Source organism: Aestuariibacter salexigens DSM 15300, assembly GCF_000429145.1.
Taxonomy (GTDB): domain Bacteria; phylum Pseudomonadota; class Gammaproteobacteria; order Enterobacterales; family Alteromonadaceae; genus Aestuariibacter; species Aestuariibacter salexigens.
The window spans coordinates 194,272-211,661 of record NZ_AUBH01000003.1 but is presented as its reverse complement, the minus strand read 5'-3'; the positions used below and the strand labels follow the sequence as shown (position 1 = coordinate 211,661).

The following is a 17,390-nucleotide window of genomic DNA, read 5'->3' as shown; positions in this document are numbered from 1 at the left end:
TCCCACTAGCTAAGAACAACTGATTGGTTTATGACGCTGATGAACATGAAAATGACATCTTCACTCCGTATGGCGAGTCTCACCTTTGTGCTACTAATGTTGAGCGCATGCTCAAGCATATTCGACAAACAGGTTGAATGGGAAACCGTGGAGCCGGAGCACTACCCTGTGTTACATGCTGTTGGATACGCACCTATTGACGCACAGCATGGTAGTAACGAAAGCAGCAAAGCGCTGATGGCAATCAAAGCATCAAAATTGGATGCTTACAGGGAATTGACCGAACAGGTGTATGGACAACGGGTGGATGGCAACCAGTCGCTTGCCAGTCTGGTGTTGACTAATACGGAATTGAAGGCGTCAGTGGAAGGTGTAATACGCGGGGCTCGCGTCATTAAAACATATCCAGTAGGAGAAGATACCTATGCCACTGAGCTAGAACTTGATTTCGCTCGCGTGTATGACATCTATTTGTCAACGTCTAAACCAAAGCGGATCAAGCAAGTTCGTTATTACTAAGAGCAGGTGAAAATTTCTCTCAGCGTCAGGCGCTAACGCCTTTTCCGGGGCTACCCGGTCTGGGCTTGCCTGATTTGTCATAAGTGAGCGATTCTTTTGCTCGCAACTCAATTAATGTATTGCGCAAATGTTCAAGCTTCAGCTGCCCCTGTTCTATGGCAGTAGTGTTTATTTCCGTACGGAATTTGCATTGTTCAAGAAGATCTCTTGCCTCAGAAATGTATTGCTCGGCTTCTGGGTCAATCGGTTTGTCTGGGGATGATGAGAAAAGCTGGTTTATCTTTTCGTCGGTTTCGCGAATTTTGTCGAGCAGGACTTCTTTGTTTTTGACCAGGGTCAGGAGCGCTTCTGCGTCCCGACCACTGATAAGATGCAATTCAGTTTCAAGTAACTCTTTTAGGTCGCTCAGATGCTCAGTTTGCGTCTTTGCTGCCTGTACCAGCTCTTTCATAGTGAATATTGAGGTAATTCCTGTTAGCCGGCTAATATTGCAATGGATGAGATGTTAGCGCTTGACGCCAAAAATCTCCGCTTCCAGCTTGGCAATTTTCTTAGCCAGTGCTTCAGGGTTAACACGATATTCACCATTCTGAATGGCTTTTTTGAGTTTATCCACTTTTTCTTGATTAACCGGTGCATCCGAGCCTTTCTTTTGCACCTGATTTAGCTGCTGAGCAGACTGCGTCAAGGAAACAGAATCCTGTCTGGGCGCCTGCGTCTGCGCTGCTTGTGTGCTCTTGGCAGCTGCTTGTTGAGCCTGCTGCTGATTGAGCTTTTGATTGTCGACGGGAGGTTTATTGATGTTCCCGCCGTTATTGATATTGTTTACCATAATTTTTTCACTACCAGAATTACCTCAACTAGTGTATCGGCATGGTGTTAACAGACTTTAGCAAATTTTTTTATTTGACTCACTAAATGTTTGGTTGCGTTGAGGAGTGGTGAAAGCTTACGCTAGATATTAACAGAGACTTCGCCACTGCTAGCCACTTTTGCATGTACCAGTTTGTTTGAGCGTAGGTTCCTGACACGAATTGTTTCGCCCAGATTACCATCCTGTTCAGCCACACCGCTGGTTTTGATATTCAGACCTCCAGTCTCTGCACTGATAACAACACTGTCGCCTTTGCAGACGAAACATAGCATTGCAGGTGACAACGCCTGGCCTGGGCGAACTCTGCGCTTTATGCGCGCGCCAATCAGCGAACTAACATCATCAAAGGTGCTGGTCCGCAACTGTCTTTTGTCAATATCGGCGAGCTGCAGATTATCTGCAGTTAATATGGCACCTGGACTGAGCACATCGGCAATAATCACAACTTGCTGAGTGCGGGTGATTCGTACAGGAATAAACAGATACCAGTCGGAGCTGAGGCAATCTGCTCTGACACTGATATTAGATTGCGTGCTCAGTTCAGTCATGGGGGTGAGCTCAACACCGGCTGGGCAATCTGGTATGTCGATTCGTTCATCAATTGGTGAGACATCAACAGCGACGGTTTCTCCGCTGTCGCGAATGATGGCGTCGCTAATGTATTGTTCAACCTGCTGTTGCAGTGCTTGGTGGTCAAGTTTTTGTGCTTGAGTTGTGCTCGCAAATGCCGATACTGGAACCACTGTAAGTGACGTGATGGCACAAAGTGCATTGAGTATTTGCCGAGTGAGTAATTTACTGGTTAAACTTTTCATATCACTTATCACCATATTGTCTATGCTTTAGTCAGATGGTTGCCGGTTATGCTGCCTGTTGTGCGTCAAAAAACTGACGACTGCCAGGGTAAACATAATTAATCCGGCTATAAGCGCCTGTTTTAGCGCATGTTGTGCTATAACAACGCAACAAGCGTGCCGAATATAATCAGTTCAGAGGTGAGATATGTCAGGTATCATGGATTCAGTTAATCAACGAACGCAGCTGGTGGGTCAGAACCGCCTTGAATTACTGCTGTTCCGCCTGAATGGACGCCAGCGCTTTGGTATTAACGTATTTAAAGTGCGAGAAGTATTGCAATGTCCGCAACTCACCTCAATGCCGAAGCTTAACCGCCTGGTGCGTGGAGTAGCCCATATTCGTGGTCAAACTATCTCAGTCATCGATCTGAGCATGGCTACCGGTGGCAAACGCATCGAAGATTTAAGTACAGCATTTATCATTATCGCTGAGTACAATCGCAGCGTGCAGGGCTTTCTGGTGGGGGCTGTCGAGCGGATCGTCAATACCAATTGGGATGCCATCATGCCGCCGCCTCAGGGCACCGGACGTGCAAGCTACCTGACGGCAGTGACAGAAATCGATAATGAGCTTATCGAGATTCTGGATGTTGAAAAGATCCTCAATGAAATCTCTCCGCTTAACACCGATGTCAGTGAAGACGTTGCGGGCACACTCTCCGTGGCTGGCAGTGAAGATAAGATTATTTTCATTGCCGACGATTCATCTGTTGCCCGTGGTCAGGTTAAAAAGGCTCTGACCACGCTAGGGCTGGAAATCGAAATGGCGAAGAACGGCCTGGAAGCATTAAACCGACTTAAAGAATTAGCTGCGCCTACTGGCGATGTGACAGATAAAGTGGGGGTGTTGGTATCGGATATCGAAATGCCAGAGATGGATGGCTACACGCTTACCGCAGAGATTAAAAATACGCCAGAGTTGAAAAATTTGCATGTCATTTTGCATACCTCTCTAAGCGGTGTGTTTAATCAGGCCATGGTACAAAAAGTTGGGGCGGATGACTTTATCGCAAAGTTTCATCCAGATGAACTGGCTACCGCTGTTCAAAAATGGCTGGGTGACTAACGGGCAGGAGTGTCATTGGTTGTGAATACTGTTGCGGACAAAGAAGTGTCCGCCGATGCGTACCTTAAGTTCAGCCAATTCCTTGAACAACAATGCGGCATCGTGCTGGGCTTAAATAAGCAATATTTGGTGCGTAGCCGCCTATCTCCACTGCTCAATCGGTTCGGCTTTCGACGCATGAACGATCTGATTGACAAAGCCGTGGGTCATACGGATCGGCAGCTTAGACAAGCGGTTATCGATGCGATGACAACCAATGAAACACTGTGGTTCAGAGACAACTATCCGTTCGACCTGTTGAAACAGAGCTTGTTTGAGGAATTGTCCAAGCGCAATCGTAAGATTCGGATTTGGAGCGCCGCTTGCTCGTCAGGACAAGAGCCTTATTCGATTGCGATGGCTGCCTATGAATATAAACAGACCAACCCGGGAGCATTCAGAGCCGGGCTCGAGATTGTCGCAACCGATCTGTCAGCAGATATGCTGCAGCGATGTCAACACGCCGAGTACGATACGTTGTCGATGGTCCGAGGACTGTCTGAAGAGCGAAAGAAACGGTTTTTTGAGCCAGCATCCGACGGCATGATGCGGGTCATAAAGCCGATTCGAGACATGGTAGCTTTCAGCCAGATAAACCTGATGGACAGCTACAGTTCGTTAGGTAGGTTTGACATGGTTTTTTGCCGCAATGTGCTGATTTACTTTTCTGCTGAGTTGAAAAAACAGATACTGCAACAAATTGCCGCTGCGCTGCAAAATGACGGCATTCTGTTCCTTGGCGCGTCTGAGTCCATCTCCTCCGTCAGCGAACAATTCAGTATGGTAAGGTGCAGTCCCGGCCTTTACTACGTGAAGAAAAATCAATAAAAACAATGTGTTAATAAATCCTTTCAGAAGATACTCTTGATATCCAATTAAGACTGGCACAGGCATTGCTAAATATCCTTCGTCACAGGAGGAAAACATGGCAATCAGTCTCGACAAACTTGTTGGATTTCATCACAAAGCGTTGACCATCCGCACTGAACGTATGGAAGTCATCGCGGGCAATCTGGCTAATGCCAATACGCCTGGCTATAAAGCCAAAGACATTGATTTCCAGAAAGCTATGGCATCTGCACGAACAGAGCAATCGCAGTCGTTGAGCCGCACCCATGAGAAGCATTTTGCCGGCAGAACCCAACCTGGTTTTGAGGCGGACTACCGCGTGCCAGACCAGCCCGACACCGGCGACGGTAACACCGTAGACGCACAGACTGAACGTAACGCATTTCTCGACAACGGCATGCGCTATCAAGCTGGATTGCAATTCCTGAATGGCAAAATTAAAGGTATGAAAAAAGCACTTAGCGGAGGGCAAGGGCAATGAGTTTGTTTAACGTTATGGAAATTTCTTCCACGGGTATGCGTGCCGAGAGTGTGCGTCTGAACACTACTGCCAGCAATATTGCCAACGCGAACAGTGTTAGCAGCAGTTACGAGCAAACCTACAAGGCTCGTCACCCCGTCTTTGCTGCGGAGTTGCAGCGTGCAACAGATAATCAGATGGCCGGTGCAGGTGTGAAAGTGCTGGGTATTGTCGAATCGCAGAAGCCCCTGCAGATTGAGTATGCACCGGGTAATCCCATGGCCGATGAAAACGGATACATCTATAAACCCAACGTTAATATCGTTGAGGAAATGGCGGACATGATGTCAGCCTCTAAAGCATATGAAACCAATATACAGGTTGCCGATACCACTAAACGTATTTTTAGACGCGTGTTGCAACTTGGTCAGGGTCAATAATCGAGGGTTAGGCGGATGACGCAGGTACAAAACAACGGTCTCGCCCGTGATCTCTACTGGCAGCCCGAGAGCACGCCGGTCGATGACGGTAGCAATCAGAAGTTATCCCAGGAAGATTTCTTTGCGCTGTTGACCGAACAACTTTCTAATCAGGATCCGACCAAACCGGTAGACAACGATCAGATGGTATCGCAGATGACGCAGTTCACTACTGCCGATGGCATCACGCAGTTGAATGAGCAATTCAAATCGTTTGCAACATCAATGACGTCTAATCAGGCGTTACAGGCATCCAGTCTGATTGGTCAGAACGTTCTGATTGCCGGTGATGTGGCACACATGAGTGAAGCGGGAGAAGGCGTGTCTGGAGTGATCATCAGTGACTCGTCTGTGCAAAACCTGGAAATCACGGTTGAAAATCAACGTGGTGAAATCGTTAAAGTGATCAAAGCCGGCACACAGCCTGCGGGCAACATTGAATTCAATTGGGATGGCACAGATGCATACGGCAATGCTATGCCGCCCGGCAACTACGTAGTGAAAACAAACGGCAATGTGAAGGGCGAAGAAACATCTTTGCCAATAGCCGTCAATCGTCACGTTGCCAGTGTGAGCCTGGCCGGTAGCCAGGGAATAGTTTTGAACCTTCAGGGTGACAAGAGCGTGATGCTGAATGATGTCATCCAAATAAGCGGTTAACAGGAGAGAGTAGCGATGTCTTTTAACATAGCATTAAGTGGTGTATCCGCCGCACAAAAAGATCTGGACGTCACAGCGAATAATATCGCCAATGTGAATACGGTAGGTTTTAAAGAATCACGGGCTGAATTCGGCGATGTGTTTGCCGCTTCTCTACTAGCTGGTGGTCGCACCAAAGTAGGTGACGGTGTCCTTACTCAAGATGTAGCCCAGCAATTTAGCCAGGGTAGTTTGCAGTTCACCAATAATTCACTGGATTTGGCGATTACCGGCAATGGCTTTTTCGCTACTACGCCGGACCTGGCATCCAGAGAGTTCAGCTATACTCGAGCTGGTCAGTTTAAGCTAAATGAAGACAACTTTGTGGTGAATTCAAACGGCGATTATCTGATGGGATTTCCGGTAAATGATGACGGCACCTCAGCTTCAGTGGCACTGAGTACGACCGTACCAGTGCGTATTCCAGACTCATCTGGTTCGCCACAACAAACGACAGAAGTGTCACCGCGCTTCAATCTGCCAGCCGGTGATGAGGCAAAGGATTTGGACCTGTTTGCGCCAAATGATCCGCTGACGTACAACGCTGCAACGTCTATCACTGTATATGACTCACTGGGTGATTCCCATGTCCTTACCTATTATTTTATAAAAGATGACGCAGCAACCAATGAATGGGTTGCCGTTACTTATGTGGATGATCAGCCACTCGCGACGAGCGGTGACACTGTGGGTACACCTCCAACAACCGGGCCCAACGTCGTCGGTGAGACTGCGCTTGCGGCAGGCGTTCCTGGTTTCCGTCTAACGTTCAGCTCTGGCGGGGATTTCTTAGGTATTGAAAACTCTGACGGCACCTCTAGCCCTCTTGGTGATGTGACAAGCGAAGCGCTTGGCGCAGGTATACTTATTAATGGTTCTGACCCAACACAGACCTTGACCACTAATTTTGCTCTGGATGCGACGAATGCAACACCCGAAGAGCCAACTCAGTTTGCCTCAGCCTTCGAAGTGACATCGCTTGAACAGGATGGTCTGCCAGTCGGGCGACTAACAGGGATTGATATTGGGCCTGACGGTTTAGTACGAGCGACGTTCTCTAACGGTACATCAGAGCCTGTAGTCAGGGTCGCGTTGGCACGTTTTTCAAACGAACAGGGTCTAACGCAGCAGAGTAATACCCAGTGGAAAGAGAGTATTTTGTCTGGTGAAGCGCTGGCCGGAGAGGCGACTACCGGAACATTTGGTGATATCAATTCATCAGCACTGGAGCAGGCAAATGTGAACCTGACCACTGAATTGATAGATATGATTATTGCTCAGCGTAATTTCCAGGCTAACTCGCGAGCGCTGGAGGTAAATAATCAGCTTAATCAGACTGTTCTGAATATCCGATAGAACAGTTAGTTATCTCTCTATGTGAAAGGTCGCTACTGCGACCTTTTTTCTTAATATCATGTTGTATCTGGCAAGGTTATTGCAGTCCTTTATGTAACGTTAATAACTGTCAATTGATTGTCATGGATAAACTGCTTTATATCGCTGCCAGTGGTGCCAAACAGGATTTGTTGGGAACTACCATCCGAGCGAATAATCTAGCCAATGCACAAACCATTGGCTTTAAAGCCCAGCTTGAACAAACACGCGCGATGCCAGCATTTGGTGATGGCTTACCTACGCGAGTTTTTTCAATGACGGAAAGTCCGACCAATAATTACGAAGGCGGCCCGATGGTGCGCACCGACCGCGAGCTGGATGTTGCCATTCAGGGTGATGGCTGGTTTGCGGTGCAGGATAAACAGGGTAACGAAGCCTACACGAGACGAGGCGGTTTTCAGCTTAGTGAAGATGGCATGCTGGAAGACGGGTTAGGCAATCCAGTGCTTGGTGGGGCCGGTCCCATCTTTCTTCCCCAGCCAGTATCTAATGTCAATATCGCCACCGACGGCACTATTTCCATACGCCCGCTAGGCGCGCCTGAGACTGTTTTGGCCGAAGTTGGACAGTTAAAAATGGTCAATCCTGATCCGGCCAACATGACGCGTGGTCTGGATGGCTTATACCGGATGGAAGACGGCAGTCTGGCCAATGAGGACGTCAATGTGCGTCTTCAGACCGGCATGCTGGAGGGCAGCAACGTCAATGCTGTTGACGAAATGGTCAATATGATTCATCTGCAGCGTCACTATGAAATGCAAATTAAGCTAATGAAAAAAGCGGACACGTTGGTGATGCGCAGCAACATGTTATTGCGCATTTTGTAACGCAGTAACAAAAACGGTTATAGGAGTACTCTTATGCATTCAGCGTTATGGATCAGTAAGACAGGTCTTGATGCGGCACAAACCGATGTGTCTGTCATCTCTAACAATCTGGCCAATGCCAGCACGGTAGGGTTTAAGAAAGATCGGGCGATTTTTGAAGATCTTCTCTATCAAAACATCAATCAACCGGGTGGACGGTCTTCTGCAGATACGGAGTTACCATCAGGCTTGATGATTGGTGCGGGTTCTAAGGTTGTTGCCACGCAGAAATCCCACACTCAGGGTAACATGCTCACCACGGATAATGCCCTCGATTTGTCTATTCAGGGTAAAGGCTATTTCGAAATTCAGTTGCCTGATGGGACCCCGGCATATACCCGAAATGGTCAATTTACGCTGAATGAAGAAGGGCAAATTGTCACGCCAGGCGCAGGTTTTCTGCTTCAACCTACGATCACCATCCCTGAAGATGCACAACAAATTACCATTTCTCAGGAAGGTGAAGTGTCCGTGTCGATTCGTGGCCAGGTTGAACCCCAACAGCTTGGGCAAATTAATATTGCTGACTTTATTAATCCTACCGGCCTGCAACCGATGGGACAAAATCTTTATATCGAAACTGCAGTAAGCGGTGCGCCTATTCAGGGGATCCCAGGTTTAGAGGGGTTGGGCTCGATCGTCCAGGGCGCACTTGAGACTTCAAACGTCAATGTGACCGAAGAACTCGTCAATCTGATTGAAAGTCAGCGTTTGTACGAGATGAACTCCAAAGTGATTTCATCCGTCGACCAAATGCTTGGACAGGTTATCCAACAGCTCTAATTTGGGGGCGATCGTGACTATGATGACTAACGTGATACGGATAATAGGGCTCGGGCTAGTAACCTTGATCAGTGGGTGCATGAGCACAGCTCAGCAAGGCCCCTCGCCCAACGATCCCTTTTACGCGCCAGCCATTCCTGATTTGCCGCGGCAAAAAATTGCCGAGGACGGTTCGCTTTTTCAGTCTGATATGGCAAACAGCCTGTATTCTGACGTCAAAGCCCGTCGAATCGGTGACATTATAACGGTCAACTTGCGCGAGAATACAACAGCATCAAAATCGGCCGGCACCTCGACCAGTCGCGATACGTCAGTAGATCTGCAGCCAATCACTGGGCTTGGTGGACTGCCTATCAACATCGGCAATGATTCTGTGCAACTGGGCATTGAATCCAGTAATGACTATAGCGGTGACGCGGCAGCTAATCAGAGCAATAACCTGTTCGGTAACATTTCCGTCACCGTCATTGATGTATTGCCGAATCAAAATTTGCTAATTCGCGGAGAAAAATGGATCACGCTGAACAACGGGGATGAATATATTCGTCTGACCGGTGTTATCAGGCCGCAGGACGTCAGCCCCAGTAACGAAATTTTATCCAGCAAAGTCGCCAATGCGCGCATCGAATACAGTGGCACCGGCAGTTTTGCTCAAGCGCAGCAAAAAGGCTGGTTGGCACGCTTCTTCTCGTCTGAATGGTGGCCGTTGTGAGTAGAAAACAAGCACTTAGCATTTTTGTCGTTTTCAATCTGCTGCTGGCATCCACAGCCTTTGCCCAGCGGATTAAAGACGTCGCAACGATTCAGGGCGTGAGAGACAACCAACTGGTTGGCTATGGGCTGGTTGTGGGCCTGCCGGGAACCGGAGAGCAGAGCCCTTTCACCGAACAAAGCTTTCGTACTATGTTGGCGAACTTCGGTATTGCCCTGGATCCGAATCAAAAGCCGAAGATATCCAATGTTGCAGCGGTTGCTGTGCATGCAAAGTTGCCACCATTTGTAAAACCGGGGCAGCGTATTGACGTAACGGTGTCCTCAGTAGGCGAAGCGGAAAGTCTGGTGGGGGGCACCCTGCTACAGACCATGCTGAAAGGCCTTGATGGCAATGTGTACGCCGTTGCGCAAGGTTCACTGGTCGTCAGTGGTTTTGGCGCTGAGGGCGGTGACGGCTCGCGGGTGATTGTGAACACGCCGACAGTAGGTCGTATCGCAAACGGCGCGCTGGTGGAGCGTGCGGTGCCGAGCGGCTTCATGCAGAATGACTTTCTCACGCTGAACCTTAACTACCCAGACTTTTCCACGGCAAAGGCACTTGCCGATACGATTAATCTGCGTCTTGGCGCCGATCCAAACAAAGGAATGGCCATTGCGACACCGATTGATGCTGCGTCAATCCGCGTATCAGCGCCGCGAGACGTAGGCCAGCGCGTTGGGTTTTTGGCGACGCTGGAAAATTTTGAATTCACTCCGGCGAAAGCGTCGGCCAGAGTGGTCATTAACAGTCGTACAGGCACCATCGTCATTGGTCAGGATGTAAGGCTACTGCCCGCTGCCATTACACATGGCGGTTTGACTGTCACCATTTCTGAAAACCAGACCGTGTCTCAGCCTAGTGCACTTGCCGAGGGAGACACGGTGGTCACGACCCAGTCAATTATTGATGTCAATCTGGATGATACTCGAATGTTTAAGTTTGATCCGGGGATCACATTGGATCAACTCGTGCGTGCGGTCAATGAAGTAGGCGCTGCTCCCGGCGACCTGATGGCAATACTCGAGGCTCTGCGTGAAGCAGGCGCGTTGCAAGGCGAATTGGTGATTATCTGATGGATAGCGATCTGCAAAGCGGTCATATCAAAAGTCAGCTAGAGATGACTCGCAACTATCATGATCTGGGCAGTGTAGACAAACTCCGTCAGGCTGCGTTGAGTGGTGATAAAGGGGCTCTCAGGGAGGCTGCGCAGCAATTTGAAGCAGTATTCGTCAATATGCTGCTCAAATCTATGCGTAAAGCTCAAGACGCGCTGGCAGATGAAGACAGTCCGTTTAATAGTGAACAGGTTAAGTTTTATCGCGACATGCACGACCAACAGCTTGCCACTGATTTATCCTCTAAAGGATCGCTGGGTCTGGCTGACATTATTGTGCAGCAGTTAAGTCATGACAAAGATGGGTACCTGCCTGCTACGGCAATTCGTAATGATGCAAACCTTGCTGATATCAGGCATCGTCGAACTGAATTATCTCCACTAGATGGCGTTGAAAGGCAGATTCAACGCTCAAAAACAGTTACACAGCCTGGCATCAAACAGGCGGCATTTGAAGAACCACAACATTTTGTCAATGCGCTCTACCCTATCGCCGAGAAAGTCGGCCAACAATATGGGCTGGACGCGAAGGCAATGATTGCCCAGGCGGCGGTCGAGACGGGGTGGGGGCGCTATCTCATTCATGACGGTCAGGGCAATAACAGCCACAACCTGTTTGGTATCAAAGCGGACAACCGCTGGCAGGGTGAAAAAGTCGTGGTTGATACGCTCGAATATCAGGGCGGTATTGCCAATCGTCAGCGTGCACCTTTCAGAGCGTACGGATCCTTTTTGGAGTCGATGCGTGACTATGCGCAATTTATTACTGGCAGCCAGCGCTATGAACAGGCGTTAGAGAATGCCGGTGATGCGCAAAAGTATGTTGAGTCACTTCAGCAAGCCGGTTACGCCACCGATCCTAATTATGCGAGTAAAATTAAGACCATTCTTAATGGTGCATTAATGCGAGGGCTGACTGAATGATCAAGTCCGCAGATCTGTTCTCCATTGCGACTAGCGGTCTGAATGCCAGTAACAGGCTTCTGGATACTGCCAGTAACAACATTGCCAACGTCAACACCGAAGGTTACGTGCGAGAGCGTACCACCTTTACCAGTCAGCTTTCCGGCGGCGTCGATGGTGGGGTCACCGAACGCATCATCAGTACCTTTGCCCAAAATCAGCTGCGTCGGGATACCACACAGCTTGGCGAATACACTGCCTATTACAATAACGCTTCGCGCCTGGATGACTTACTGGCAAGCGAAGCGAACGGCTTATCGACGGGGATGAGCCGATTTTTTAGCGCGATACAAACTGCAAATGACGACCCTACAAACCGCGCGGCGCGAAGCCTGGTGATTGGCGAGGCAGAGAACCTGTTAAGTCAGATGACTTCGCTTGATAGCTTTATGGCTGTGCGCGAAAAAGAGCTGAATCTGGAAATGGATGCGCTCATAGACAGGGCGAACTCATTGATCAGTACCATTGCCGAGCTGAATAACTCTATAAAAACCGTGCGCGGGGCCAATCGCGACGAAGTGCCGGGCGCGCTGATGAATGAGCGAGATAGTGCCATTTTGGAATTAGCCAGTCTCGTTTCAATTGAAACCCGTCCCAGTGGCAATAATGATGGTTCAGTACTGGTAAATTTAACAAGTGGCGAGTCTCTAGTATTGCAGGATGGCAGTTTCAACGCATTTCAGCAAAGCGGCGATCCAGACCTCAATTTTAAAACCCTGCAGCTGCGCAGCAGCGGCAAGCCAACGACGATAAATCTTGATGAAGGCAACGTCGGTGGTGAACTCGGCGGATTATATCGCTACCGAAACGAAATTCTGGCACCCAATCGTCGTGAGCTGGGACAGCTTGCTTTTTCCTTCGCAGAAGAGATTAACCGACAAAACAGACTCGGCATGGATTTGGACCAACAGCTGGGCAGTAACCTTTTCCGTCTGCCAGAATTTCAGTCTCTAAACTATGCGGACAACAGTGATGCAACGTTAATTGTCAACGGCCGTATAGAAGAAGGAGAGGGTAATCAGATCACTAGTGCAGATTTGCAAATTACCATTGACGCTGTCACTGCAGGTGCACCACCTACGGTTGACATCACGGTTGCCCTTCTTAATGCGGATGGTTCACAGGTGTTGGACGCAAATGGCACTGCCATTACCCAGACGTATACGGGCGTTGACGCTGCCTCTGGTTCGTTTACCCCCGTGTTAGGTGGCGTTGAGATAGAATTACCAGATGGTACCGGTTATGCAGTGGGTGACCAGTTTTTATTGCAGCCAACTCGCAACACTATAGATAAACTTGCGATGGCCACCACCCGTCCGGAAGACCTGGCGATGGCCTCTCCTTTGCGTATTGACCCTTCACTTAATAATCTGGGAGATGCGGCGTTAATCGGCACCTCTGTGACCAATACAACGGTGGATAACACCTTCGCAGACTCCGCGGCATCCGCGTTTAATGGCAGCGGTGGTATACACGGTCCAGGCGCAGCGCCAGGCGGTGGTGTAGGCGCTCCTGCAGAGATACGCTTTACCGCGGCCGATGAATTTGAAGTTCGAGACAGTGCTGGCACGGTGATCACCACCGTGAGTGGTGTGACTAATCTGAATAACCTGATGTCACAGGCAGCGGCTACTGGTGGCTGGCCCGCAGCGTTTAGCGGGCTGGATAACTATCCGGGATTTGACTTTAGTTTACAGGGCTCGCCCCGAGCGGGAGACAGCTTCTCGATTGGCTATAATACCGATGGATTGGACGATAACCGCAACGGGCTGGGGCTATCAGCGCTTCATGAGCAGGCAACCGTGCTGTCGAGTAACAATGGTTCAACAGCCCGGGTAAGCTTTTTTGAAGCCTATGCCGATATAGTGGGAGAGGTTGGCGAAAAGACTGCGTCTGCCGAAATATCATTGCGTGCATCAGAGGCGATGGAAGTGCAATCCCGAGACTGGTTTGAGTCTATTTCCGGTGTAAGCCTGGACGAGGAAGCGGCGAACCTTGTTCGTTATCAGCAAACGTATGCAGCAGCAGCGCGTATCCTGACAACAGCACGAGAATTGTTCGACACCATACTGGCAGCAGCGAGGTAATAATACGTGAGAGTATCAACGGGCCAATTATTTGACAGGAACATTCAATCCATAATGGATAACCAGTCTGGCTTGTCTAATATTCAGCAGCAGTTGGCAACCGGTAAGAAATTGCTGCGCCCTTCTGATGATCCCGTAGGCGCTACAAAGGTTGTAAGACTGACCGAGGAGCTTGCACAGCTTAAGCAGTATCAGCGTAATAACGACTTACTGCGTAATAGTCTTGAAGAGCAGGAAGCGGTACTGCGGAATATCAATAACGCGGTGAGTCGCGCCAGAACGCTCGCTATTCAGGCGGGTAATGGTGTGTATTCTGATGAGGATAGACGAGCCATCAGCATCGAAGTTGCACAGATAAGAGATGAAGTGTTCGACTTAATGAATGCGCAAAACGCCAACGGAGAGTATATCTTTGCAGGTTTTCAATCTAATTCTCAGGCATTTGCATTTAACCCATCAGCGTCAGGTAAAAAGTACACCTTTGACGGTGATACCGGAAATAACGAAATTCAGGTGTCTAATACGGTCAGCCTGGGGGCAACAACGTCAGGGTTTGAGATATTTGAAAATGTGCTGGCGCGGCTGGATGCACCGATTACGGCAAGCACAGGAGTGACCAGCGCCAGTGTCAAAGTTACCCAGCAGGACAAATTCGATCAGTTTCACAACAATAATTATGACGCTATCACGGCGGCAAATAATCAGTTCAGAGCCACGATTCTTGCTGGTAATCAGGTACAAATTACCAATGTTGCATCGGGAGCAGTACTTGCCACACAGGATTTTCAGTCTGGGCAGCCGTTCAGCTTTAACGGTTTGAGCTTTACGATTGAAGGCGCAGTTGGCAACACTGTGGACTTCACCCTGTCTACACCTGAAAAGAAAAACGTTGCAGAAACCCTAAACGACCTTGTTAACGTGTTGACCAACAACTTTCCGGGTCAGCAGAATTTCGATGATGGCCTGGCAGACGCTCTGGTGGGCATGGACAATGCACTAGTAGCCATTCAGAACGAAACGTCATCCATTGGTGGACGTCTGAATGTAGCCGAATCCATCTATGAAGCGAATCTGGATATTGAAATCGCCAATAAAAAGTCGCTCTCTACCATTCAGGATGTTGATTACGCTGAGGCGTCCGCTGAGTTTTCTAAACAGGAAACCGCATTAAATGCTGCGCTGGCCACTTTTCCACAGATATCTAATCTGTCGCTGTTTAATTATATTTAATCAGGTTGAGCAACGTATCACGCTGGTAACTGGCCAGATATATACTGGATTTGTGGTCCTCATGAGACGAGTAATAGCTTATCCAGATTTTATCTCCAATAGAGACGATCCCCGGATAGCTATTGTCCCCTGATGAGGGCAATGTATCGATAATACCAACAGTGCGTGCTGCTATGTTAAGTTCATAGAGTACTGTGCGAGGGCCTTTCCTCTGCCAGTCTCTGCCGACCACAATCGCTTGACGATCGCTAAGTGGGTAAATCACCGGGCAGCCAATGTAAGTACCAAGATCGTGCCATTGCCAGCGCTGATAGGGAGGTGCAGCAATCCCTAACTTTGCGGACCCCGTATCAGCATCTCGCCTGACCAGCGCAATCATAGTTCCCTTTGCGTCGAACATAATGTCACTTTCATTAGGATAGCCCACGCCATGGGTCGCTAACCCTAGCAGATCGCGTTTTTCACACTCAAAGGTACGCCTGGGGTCGCCAGCGAACAGGTGTAATGATTCATCTGTCGCGCAATATGCCAGGCCATATGCCCGACCCTTGTAAAATCTCTGACGCCACAGCCAGTGAAATGGCGCTCCAAAAAAACGAGGCGATGACCAGCTTTGTCCAGTCCTACTGAACCAATTAATGTTGCGACTGACGCGCTTACCAGTTTGACGGTCTTTCAGTCTTGCGTATGCATACAGCAGCAGTTTTCCGTCAGGCGTAACGGTAAGCTTGGGATCACGAAGATCGGTATTAGGCATGTGTAGTCTGCCGTGGCTAAGTATTTCGCCGCATTGATCCAGGCACAGTATCCGAATGGTGCCATCTTCGCTGATGTGCGTTCGCGCTTCCCTAAAGCAGCAGAATAGGTTGCCTTGATAAAAACACAGATCGGTAAAGGCATTGTGGGCCGCCTTTGACCATAGACGGGTGACTTTTTTTATACGCATTCAGGGCACCTCATAAATATCTAAAAACTTTTATTTGTCAATACATTACTCCTATCTTCCAGCCCCTATCAAGATGTCTCGTTTAGTTATTCGGCAAATTTTTGTTAAAGGGAATTTGAAAAGCGTCGATAAATTTATTCGAGAGAGCCAGTAACAGTCATTTGTTACGACAAATCACTGTTTCTATTAGTGTTTTGAACCTCCGCCTTTGGTTTGGCGGATGCCAGCGAGTGCTGGGCTGAGAGTGTAGGAGAGATACCATGAGTGTATTCGTCAATACCAATGTGTCTGCGATCAATGCGCAGCGTCAACTGTTTGATTCATCAAACGCATTAAGTGTTTCATTCGAACGTTTATCATCAGGATTCCGTATCAATCGTGCAGCAGATGACGCTGCAGGTTTACAGATCTCTGACCGCCTTACTACCCAAATCCAGGGCCTGAATCAAGCTGTTCGCAACGCAAATGATGCGATTTCGCTGGTACAAACGGCGGAGGGGGCGTTGGCTGAAACAACAAATTCGCTACAACGTATTCGTCAGCTTGCTGTGCAGTCTCAGAACGGCATTAACAGCTCCGCTGACCGCACCGCTCTGCAGCAGGAGGTGACAGCGTTAATATCTGAGCTGTCGAGGATTGGTGCTGATACACAGTTCGGCGGAACTAATATTTTGAGTGGAACATATTCGTCAAAATTTTTGGTCGGCGCTAACGCCGGTCAAAATATCTCGGTGAATCTATCTCGGCCGGGCGGCTTTGGTGCCTCTGGCCTGAGTGTTGGAACCGTTGATGTATCCACCGCTGGAGGTGCAAGTGCTGCATTAGCTACTCTGGATACTGCGATTTCTGCGGTAGGAGCACAACGTGCCGAACTGGGTGCGTTGCAGAACCGATTCCAGTCGACCATACGAAATCTGTCGAACATCTCTGAGAATGTTTCAGGCGCTCGTTCACGTATTCGTGATACTGATTTTGCAGTGGAAACCGCAAACCTGACCCGTAACCAGATTGTTCAGCAGGCGTCACTGACGGTCCTTTCACAGGCCAATCAGCGTCCACAGTCTGCACTACAGCTGCTGGGATAATCAGTAAACTATTCTCTGCTTTCAGGCGCCAGGAGGTAGTGAGAAACATGGTCGTCTGAAAACAGAATGTGAGAGTTTCGCTCACTCTCTCCTAACGTAGAGCGGTTGGCCGAAGTCATGCTTCGGCCTTTTTATTTTCTATATATTACAAACACTTAAAATATTTATCCAAAATCTCCTAAAGAATTTCTGTAGTTCTATCGATAAATTTAACAAAGGCACTGTGCGAAGAATAGAAAAAGCAAGGCACAGGCTGAATAGCGGCAGCGAAGAATAATAAAAGCAAGGCCAGCCGTGTACCGATAGACGTCAATAAAACCAATAA

Annotated in this window: 19 protein-coding genes; 15 read left to right on the top strand and 4 right to left on the bottom strand. The window is 48.8% G+C overall.

Annotation, left to right across the window (positions count from 1 at the left end; genetic code table 11):
- Positions 1-69 precede the first annotated feature (69 nt).
- Entirely contained in the window at positions 70-519 is a 450-nt protein-coding gene (locus tag G441_RS0106830; RefSeq protein WP_084407296.1) for an LPP20 family lipoprotein, read from the top strand.
- Positions 520-544: 25 nt separating this feature from the next.
- On the opposite strand, the gene G441_RS0106825 is transcribed toward G441_RS0106830, so the two are convergent.
- From G441_RS0106825 to flgA, 3 genes are all read right to left on the bottom strand, one after another.
- Positions 545-970: a flagella synthesis protein FlgN gene (locus tag G441_RS0106825; protein ID WP_026375657.1), complete on the bottom strand. Its 426-nt coding sequence runs from the start codon at positions 968-970 to the stop codon at positions 545-547.
- Between the two features lie 54 nt (positions 971-1,024).
- Positions 1,025-1,354, bottom strand: coding sequence for a flagellar biosynthesis anti-sigma factor FlgM (gene flgM / locus G441_RS0106820; RefSeq protein ID WP_026375656.1), 330 nt, complete (start codon positions 1,352-1,354; stop codon positions 1,025-1,027).
- A 119-nt stretch (positions 1,355-1,473) separates the two neighbouring features.
- On the bottom strand, positions 1,474-2,208 hold the full coding sequence (flgA, locus tag G441_RS0106815; RefSeq protein WP_026375655.1) for a flagellar basal body P-ring formation chaperone FlgA: 735 nt from the start codon (positions 2,206-2,208) through the stop codon (positions 1,474-1,476).
- 187 nt (positions 2,209-2,395) lie between these two features.
- Between flgA and G441_RS0106810 the strand changes: the two genes are divergently transcribed.
- From G441_RS0106810 to flgL, 13 genes are all read left to right on the top strand, one after another.
- Positions 2,396-3,316 carry a chemotaxis protein CheV gene (locus G441_RS0106810; protein ID WP_026375654.1) on the top strand — a complete coding sequence of 307 codons (921 nt, stop codon included), beginning with the start codon at positions 2,396-2,398 and terminating at the stop codon, positions 3,314-3,316.
- A gap of 21 nt (positions 3,317-3,337) precedes the next feature.
- Positions 3,338-4,183, top strand: a complete 846-nt coding sequence (locus G441_RS0106805; RefSeq protein ID WP_051275414.1) for a CheR family methyltransferase — start codon at positions 3,338-3,340, stop codon at positions 4,181-4,183.
- A 97-nt stretch (positions 4,184-4,280) separates the two neighbouring features.
- The gene (flgB, locus tag G441_RS0106800) at positions 4,281-4,685 is read left to right on the top strand and encodes a flagellar basal body rod protein FlgB (RefSeq protein ID WP_026375652.1); all 405 of its coding nucleotides are present in this window, start codon (positions 4,281-4,283) and stop codon (positions 4,683-4,685) included.
- Positions 4,682-5,104 carry a flagellar basal body rod protein FlgC gene (gene flgC, locus G441_RS0106795; RefSeq protein WP_026375651.1) on the top strand — a complete coding sequence of 141 codons (423 nt, stop codon included), beginning with the start codon at positions 4,682-4,684 and terminating at the stop codon, positions 5,102-5,104. The genes flgB and flgC overlap by 4 nt, the downstream gene beginning before the upstream one ends.
- Before the next feature lie 15 nt (positions 5,105-5,119).
- Positions 5,120-5,803, top strand: coding sequence for a flagellar hook assembly protein FlgD (locus tag G441_RS0106790; protein WP_026375650.1), 684 nt, complete (start codon positions 5,120-5,122; stop codon positions 5,801-5,803).
- Positions 5,804-5,818: 15 nt separating this feature from the next.
- A complete protein-coding gene (flgE, locus tag G441_RS0106785; RefSeq protein ID WP_026375649.1) occupies positions 5,819-7,198 on the top strand; it encodes a flagellar hook protein FlgE in 1,380 nt (459 codons plus the stop codon).
- 122 nt (positions 7,199-7,320) lie between these two features.
- Positions 7,321-8,064 carry a flagellar basal-body rod protein FlgF gene (flgF, locus tag G441_RS0106780; RefSeq protein WP_026375648.1) on the top strand — a complete coding sequence of 248 codons (744 nt, stop codon included), beginning with the start codon at positions 7,321-7,323 and terminating at the stop codon, positions 8,062-8,064.
- Positions 8,065-8,097: 33 nt separating this feature from the next.
- A complete protein-coding gene (gene flgG / locus G441_RS0106775; protein WP_026375647.1) occupies positions 8,098-8,886 on the top strand; it encodes a flagellar basal-body rod protein FlgG in 789 nt (262 codons plus the stop codon).
- A gap of 22 nt (positions 8,887-8,908) precedes the next feature.
- Positions 8,909-9,598, top strand: a complete 690-nt coding sequence (gene flgH / locus G441_RS0106770; protein WP_034474684.1) for a flagellar basal body L-ring protein FlgH — start codon at positions 8,909-8,911, stop codon at positions 9,596-9,598.
- A 20-nt stretch (positions 9,599-9,618) separates the two neighbouring features.
- Positions 9,619-10,713: a flagellar basal body P-ring protein FlgI gene (locus tag G441_RS0106765; protein WP_026375645.1), complete on the top strand. Its 1,095-nt coding sequence runs from the start codon at positions 9,619-9,621 to the stop codon at positions 10,711-10,713.
- On the top strand, positions 10,713-11,678 hold the full coding sequence (gene flgJ / locus G441_RS0106760) for a flagellar assembly peptidoglycan hydrolase FlgJ (protein WP_034474644.1): 966 nt from the start codon (positions 10,713-10,715) through the stop codon (positions 11,676-11,678). Before G441_RS0106765 ends, flgJ begins: the two co-directional genes overlap by 1 nt.
- On the top strand, positions 11,675-13,804 hold the full coding sequence (gene flgK, locus G441_RS0106755) for a flagellar hook-associated protein FlgK (protein ID WP_026375643.1): 2,130 nt from the start codon (positions 11,675-11,677) through the stop codon (positions 13,802-13,804). Before flgJ ends, flgK begins: the two co-directional genes overlap by 4 nt.
- A 6-nt stretch (positions 13,805-13,810) precedes the next feature.
- Entirely contained in the window at positions 13,811-15,034 is a 1,224-nt protein-coding gene (flgL, locus tag G441_RS0106750) for a flagellar hook-associated protein FlgL (protein WP_026375642.1), read from the top strand.
- On the opposite strand, the gene G441_RS0106745 is transcribed toward flgL, so the two are convergent.
- Positions 15,021-15,980, bottom strand: coding sequence for a hypothetical protein (locus G441_RS0106745; RefSeq protein ID WP_026375641.1), 960 nt, complete (start codon positions 15,978-15,980; stop codon positions 15,021-15,023). The two genes, flgL and G441_RS0106745, sit on opposite strands and share 14 nt — an antisense overlap.
- Positions 15,981-16,240: 260 nt before the next feature.
- Between G441_RS0106745 and G441_RS0106740 the strand changes: the two genes are divergently transcribed.
- Positions 16,241-17,065 carry a flagellin N-terminal helical domain-containing protein gene (locus tag G441_RS0106740; RefSeq protein WP_026375640.1) on the top strand — a complete coding sequence of 275 codons (825 nt, stop codon included), beginning with the start codon at positions 16,241-16,243 and terminating at the stop codon, positions 17,063-17,065.
- Positions 17,066-17,390: the final 325 nt, after the last annotated feature.

Coding starts and splice junctions, on each gene's coding strand:
- G441_RS0106745 (WP_026375641.1), bottom strand. CDS start 15,980: ATGCGTATAAAAAAAGTCACCCGTCTATGGTCAAAGGCGGCCCACAAT.
- G441_RS0106830 (WP_084407296.1), top strand. CDS start 70: ATGGCGAGTCTCACCTTTGTGCTACTAATGTTGAGCGCATGCTCAAGC.
- G441_RS0106825 (WP_026375657.1), bottom strand. CDS start 970: ATGAAAGAGCTGGTACAGGCAGCAAAGACGCAAACTGAGCATCTGAGC.
- flgG (WP_026375647.1), top strand. CDS start 8,098: ATGCATTCAGCGTTATGGATCAGTAAGACAGGTCTTGATGCGGCACAA.
- G441_RS0106790 (WP_026375650.1), top strand. CDS start 5,120: ATGACGCAGGTACAAAACAACGGTCTCGCCCGTGATCTCTACTGGCAG.
- flgB (WP_026375652.1), top strand. CDS start 4,281: ATGGCAATCAGTCTCGACAAACTTGTTGGATTTCATCACAAAGCGTTG.
- G441_RS0106810 (WP_026375654.1), top strand. CDS start 2,396: ATGTCAGGTATCATGGATTCAGTTAATCAACGAACGCAGCTGGTGGGT.
- flgE (WP_026375649.1), top strand. CDS start 5,819: ATGTCTTTTAACATAGCATTAAGTGGTGTATCCGCCGCACAAAAAGAT.
- flgF (WP_026375648.1), top strand. CDS start 7,321: ATGGATAAACTGCTTTATATCGCTGCCAGTGGTGCCAAACAGGATTTG.
- G441_RS0106740 (WP_026375640.1), top strand. CDS start 16,241: ATGAGTGTATTCGTCAATACCAATGTGTCTGCGATCAATGCGCAGCGT.
- flgA (WP_026375655.1), bottom strand. CDS start 2,208: ATGAAAAGTTTAACCAGTAAATTACTCACTCGGCAAATACTCAATGCA.
- flgJ (WP_034474644.1), top strand. CDS start 10,713: ATGGATAGCGATCTGCAAAGCGGTCATATCAAAAGTCAGCTAGAGATG.
- flgC (WP_026375651.1), top strand. CDS start 4,682: ATGAGTTTGTTTAACGTTATGGAAATTTCTTCCACGGGTATGCGTGCC.
- flgK (WP_026375643.1), top strand. CDS start 11,675: ATGATCAAGTCCGCAGATCTGTTCTCCATTGCGACTAGCGGTCTGAAT.
- flgH (WP_034474684.1), top strand. CDS start 8,909: ATGACTAACGTGATACGGATAATAGGGCTCGGGCTAGTAACCTTGATC.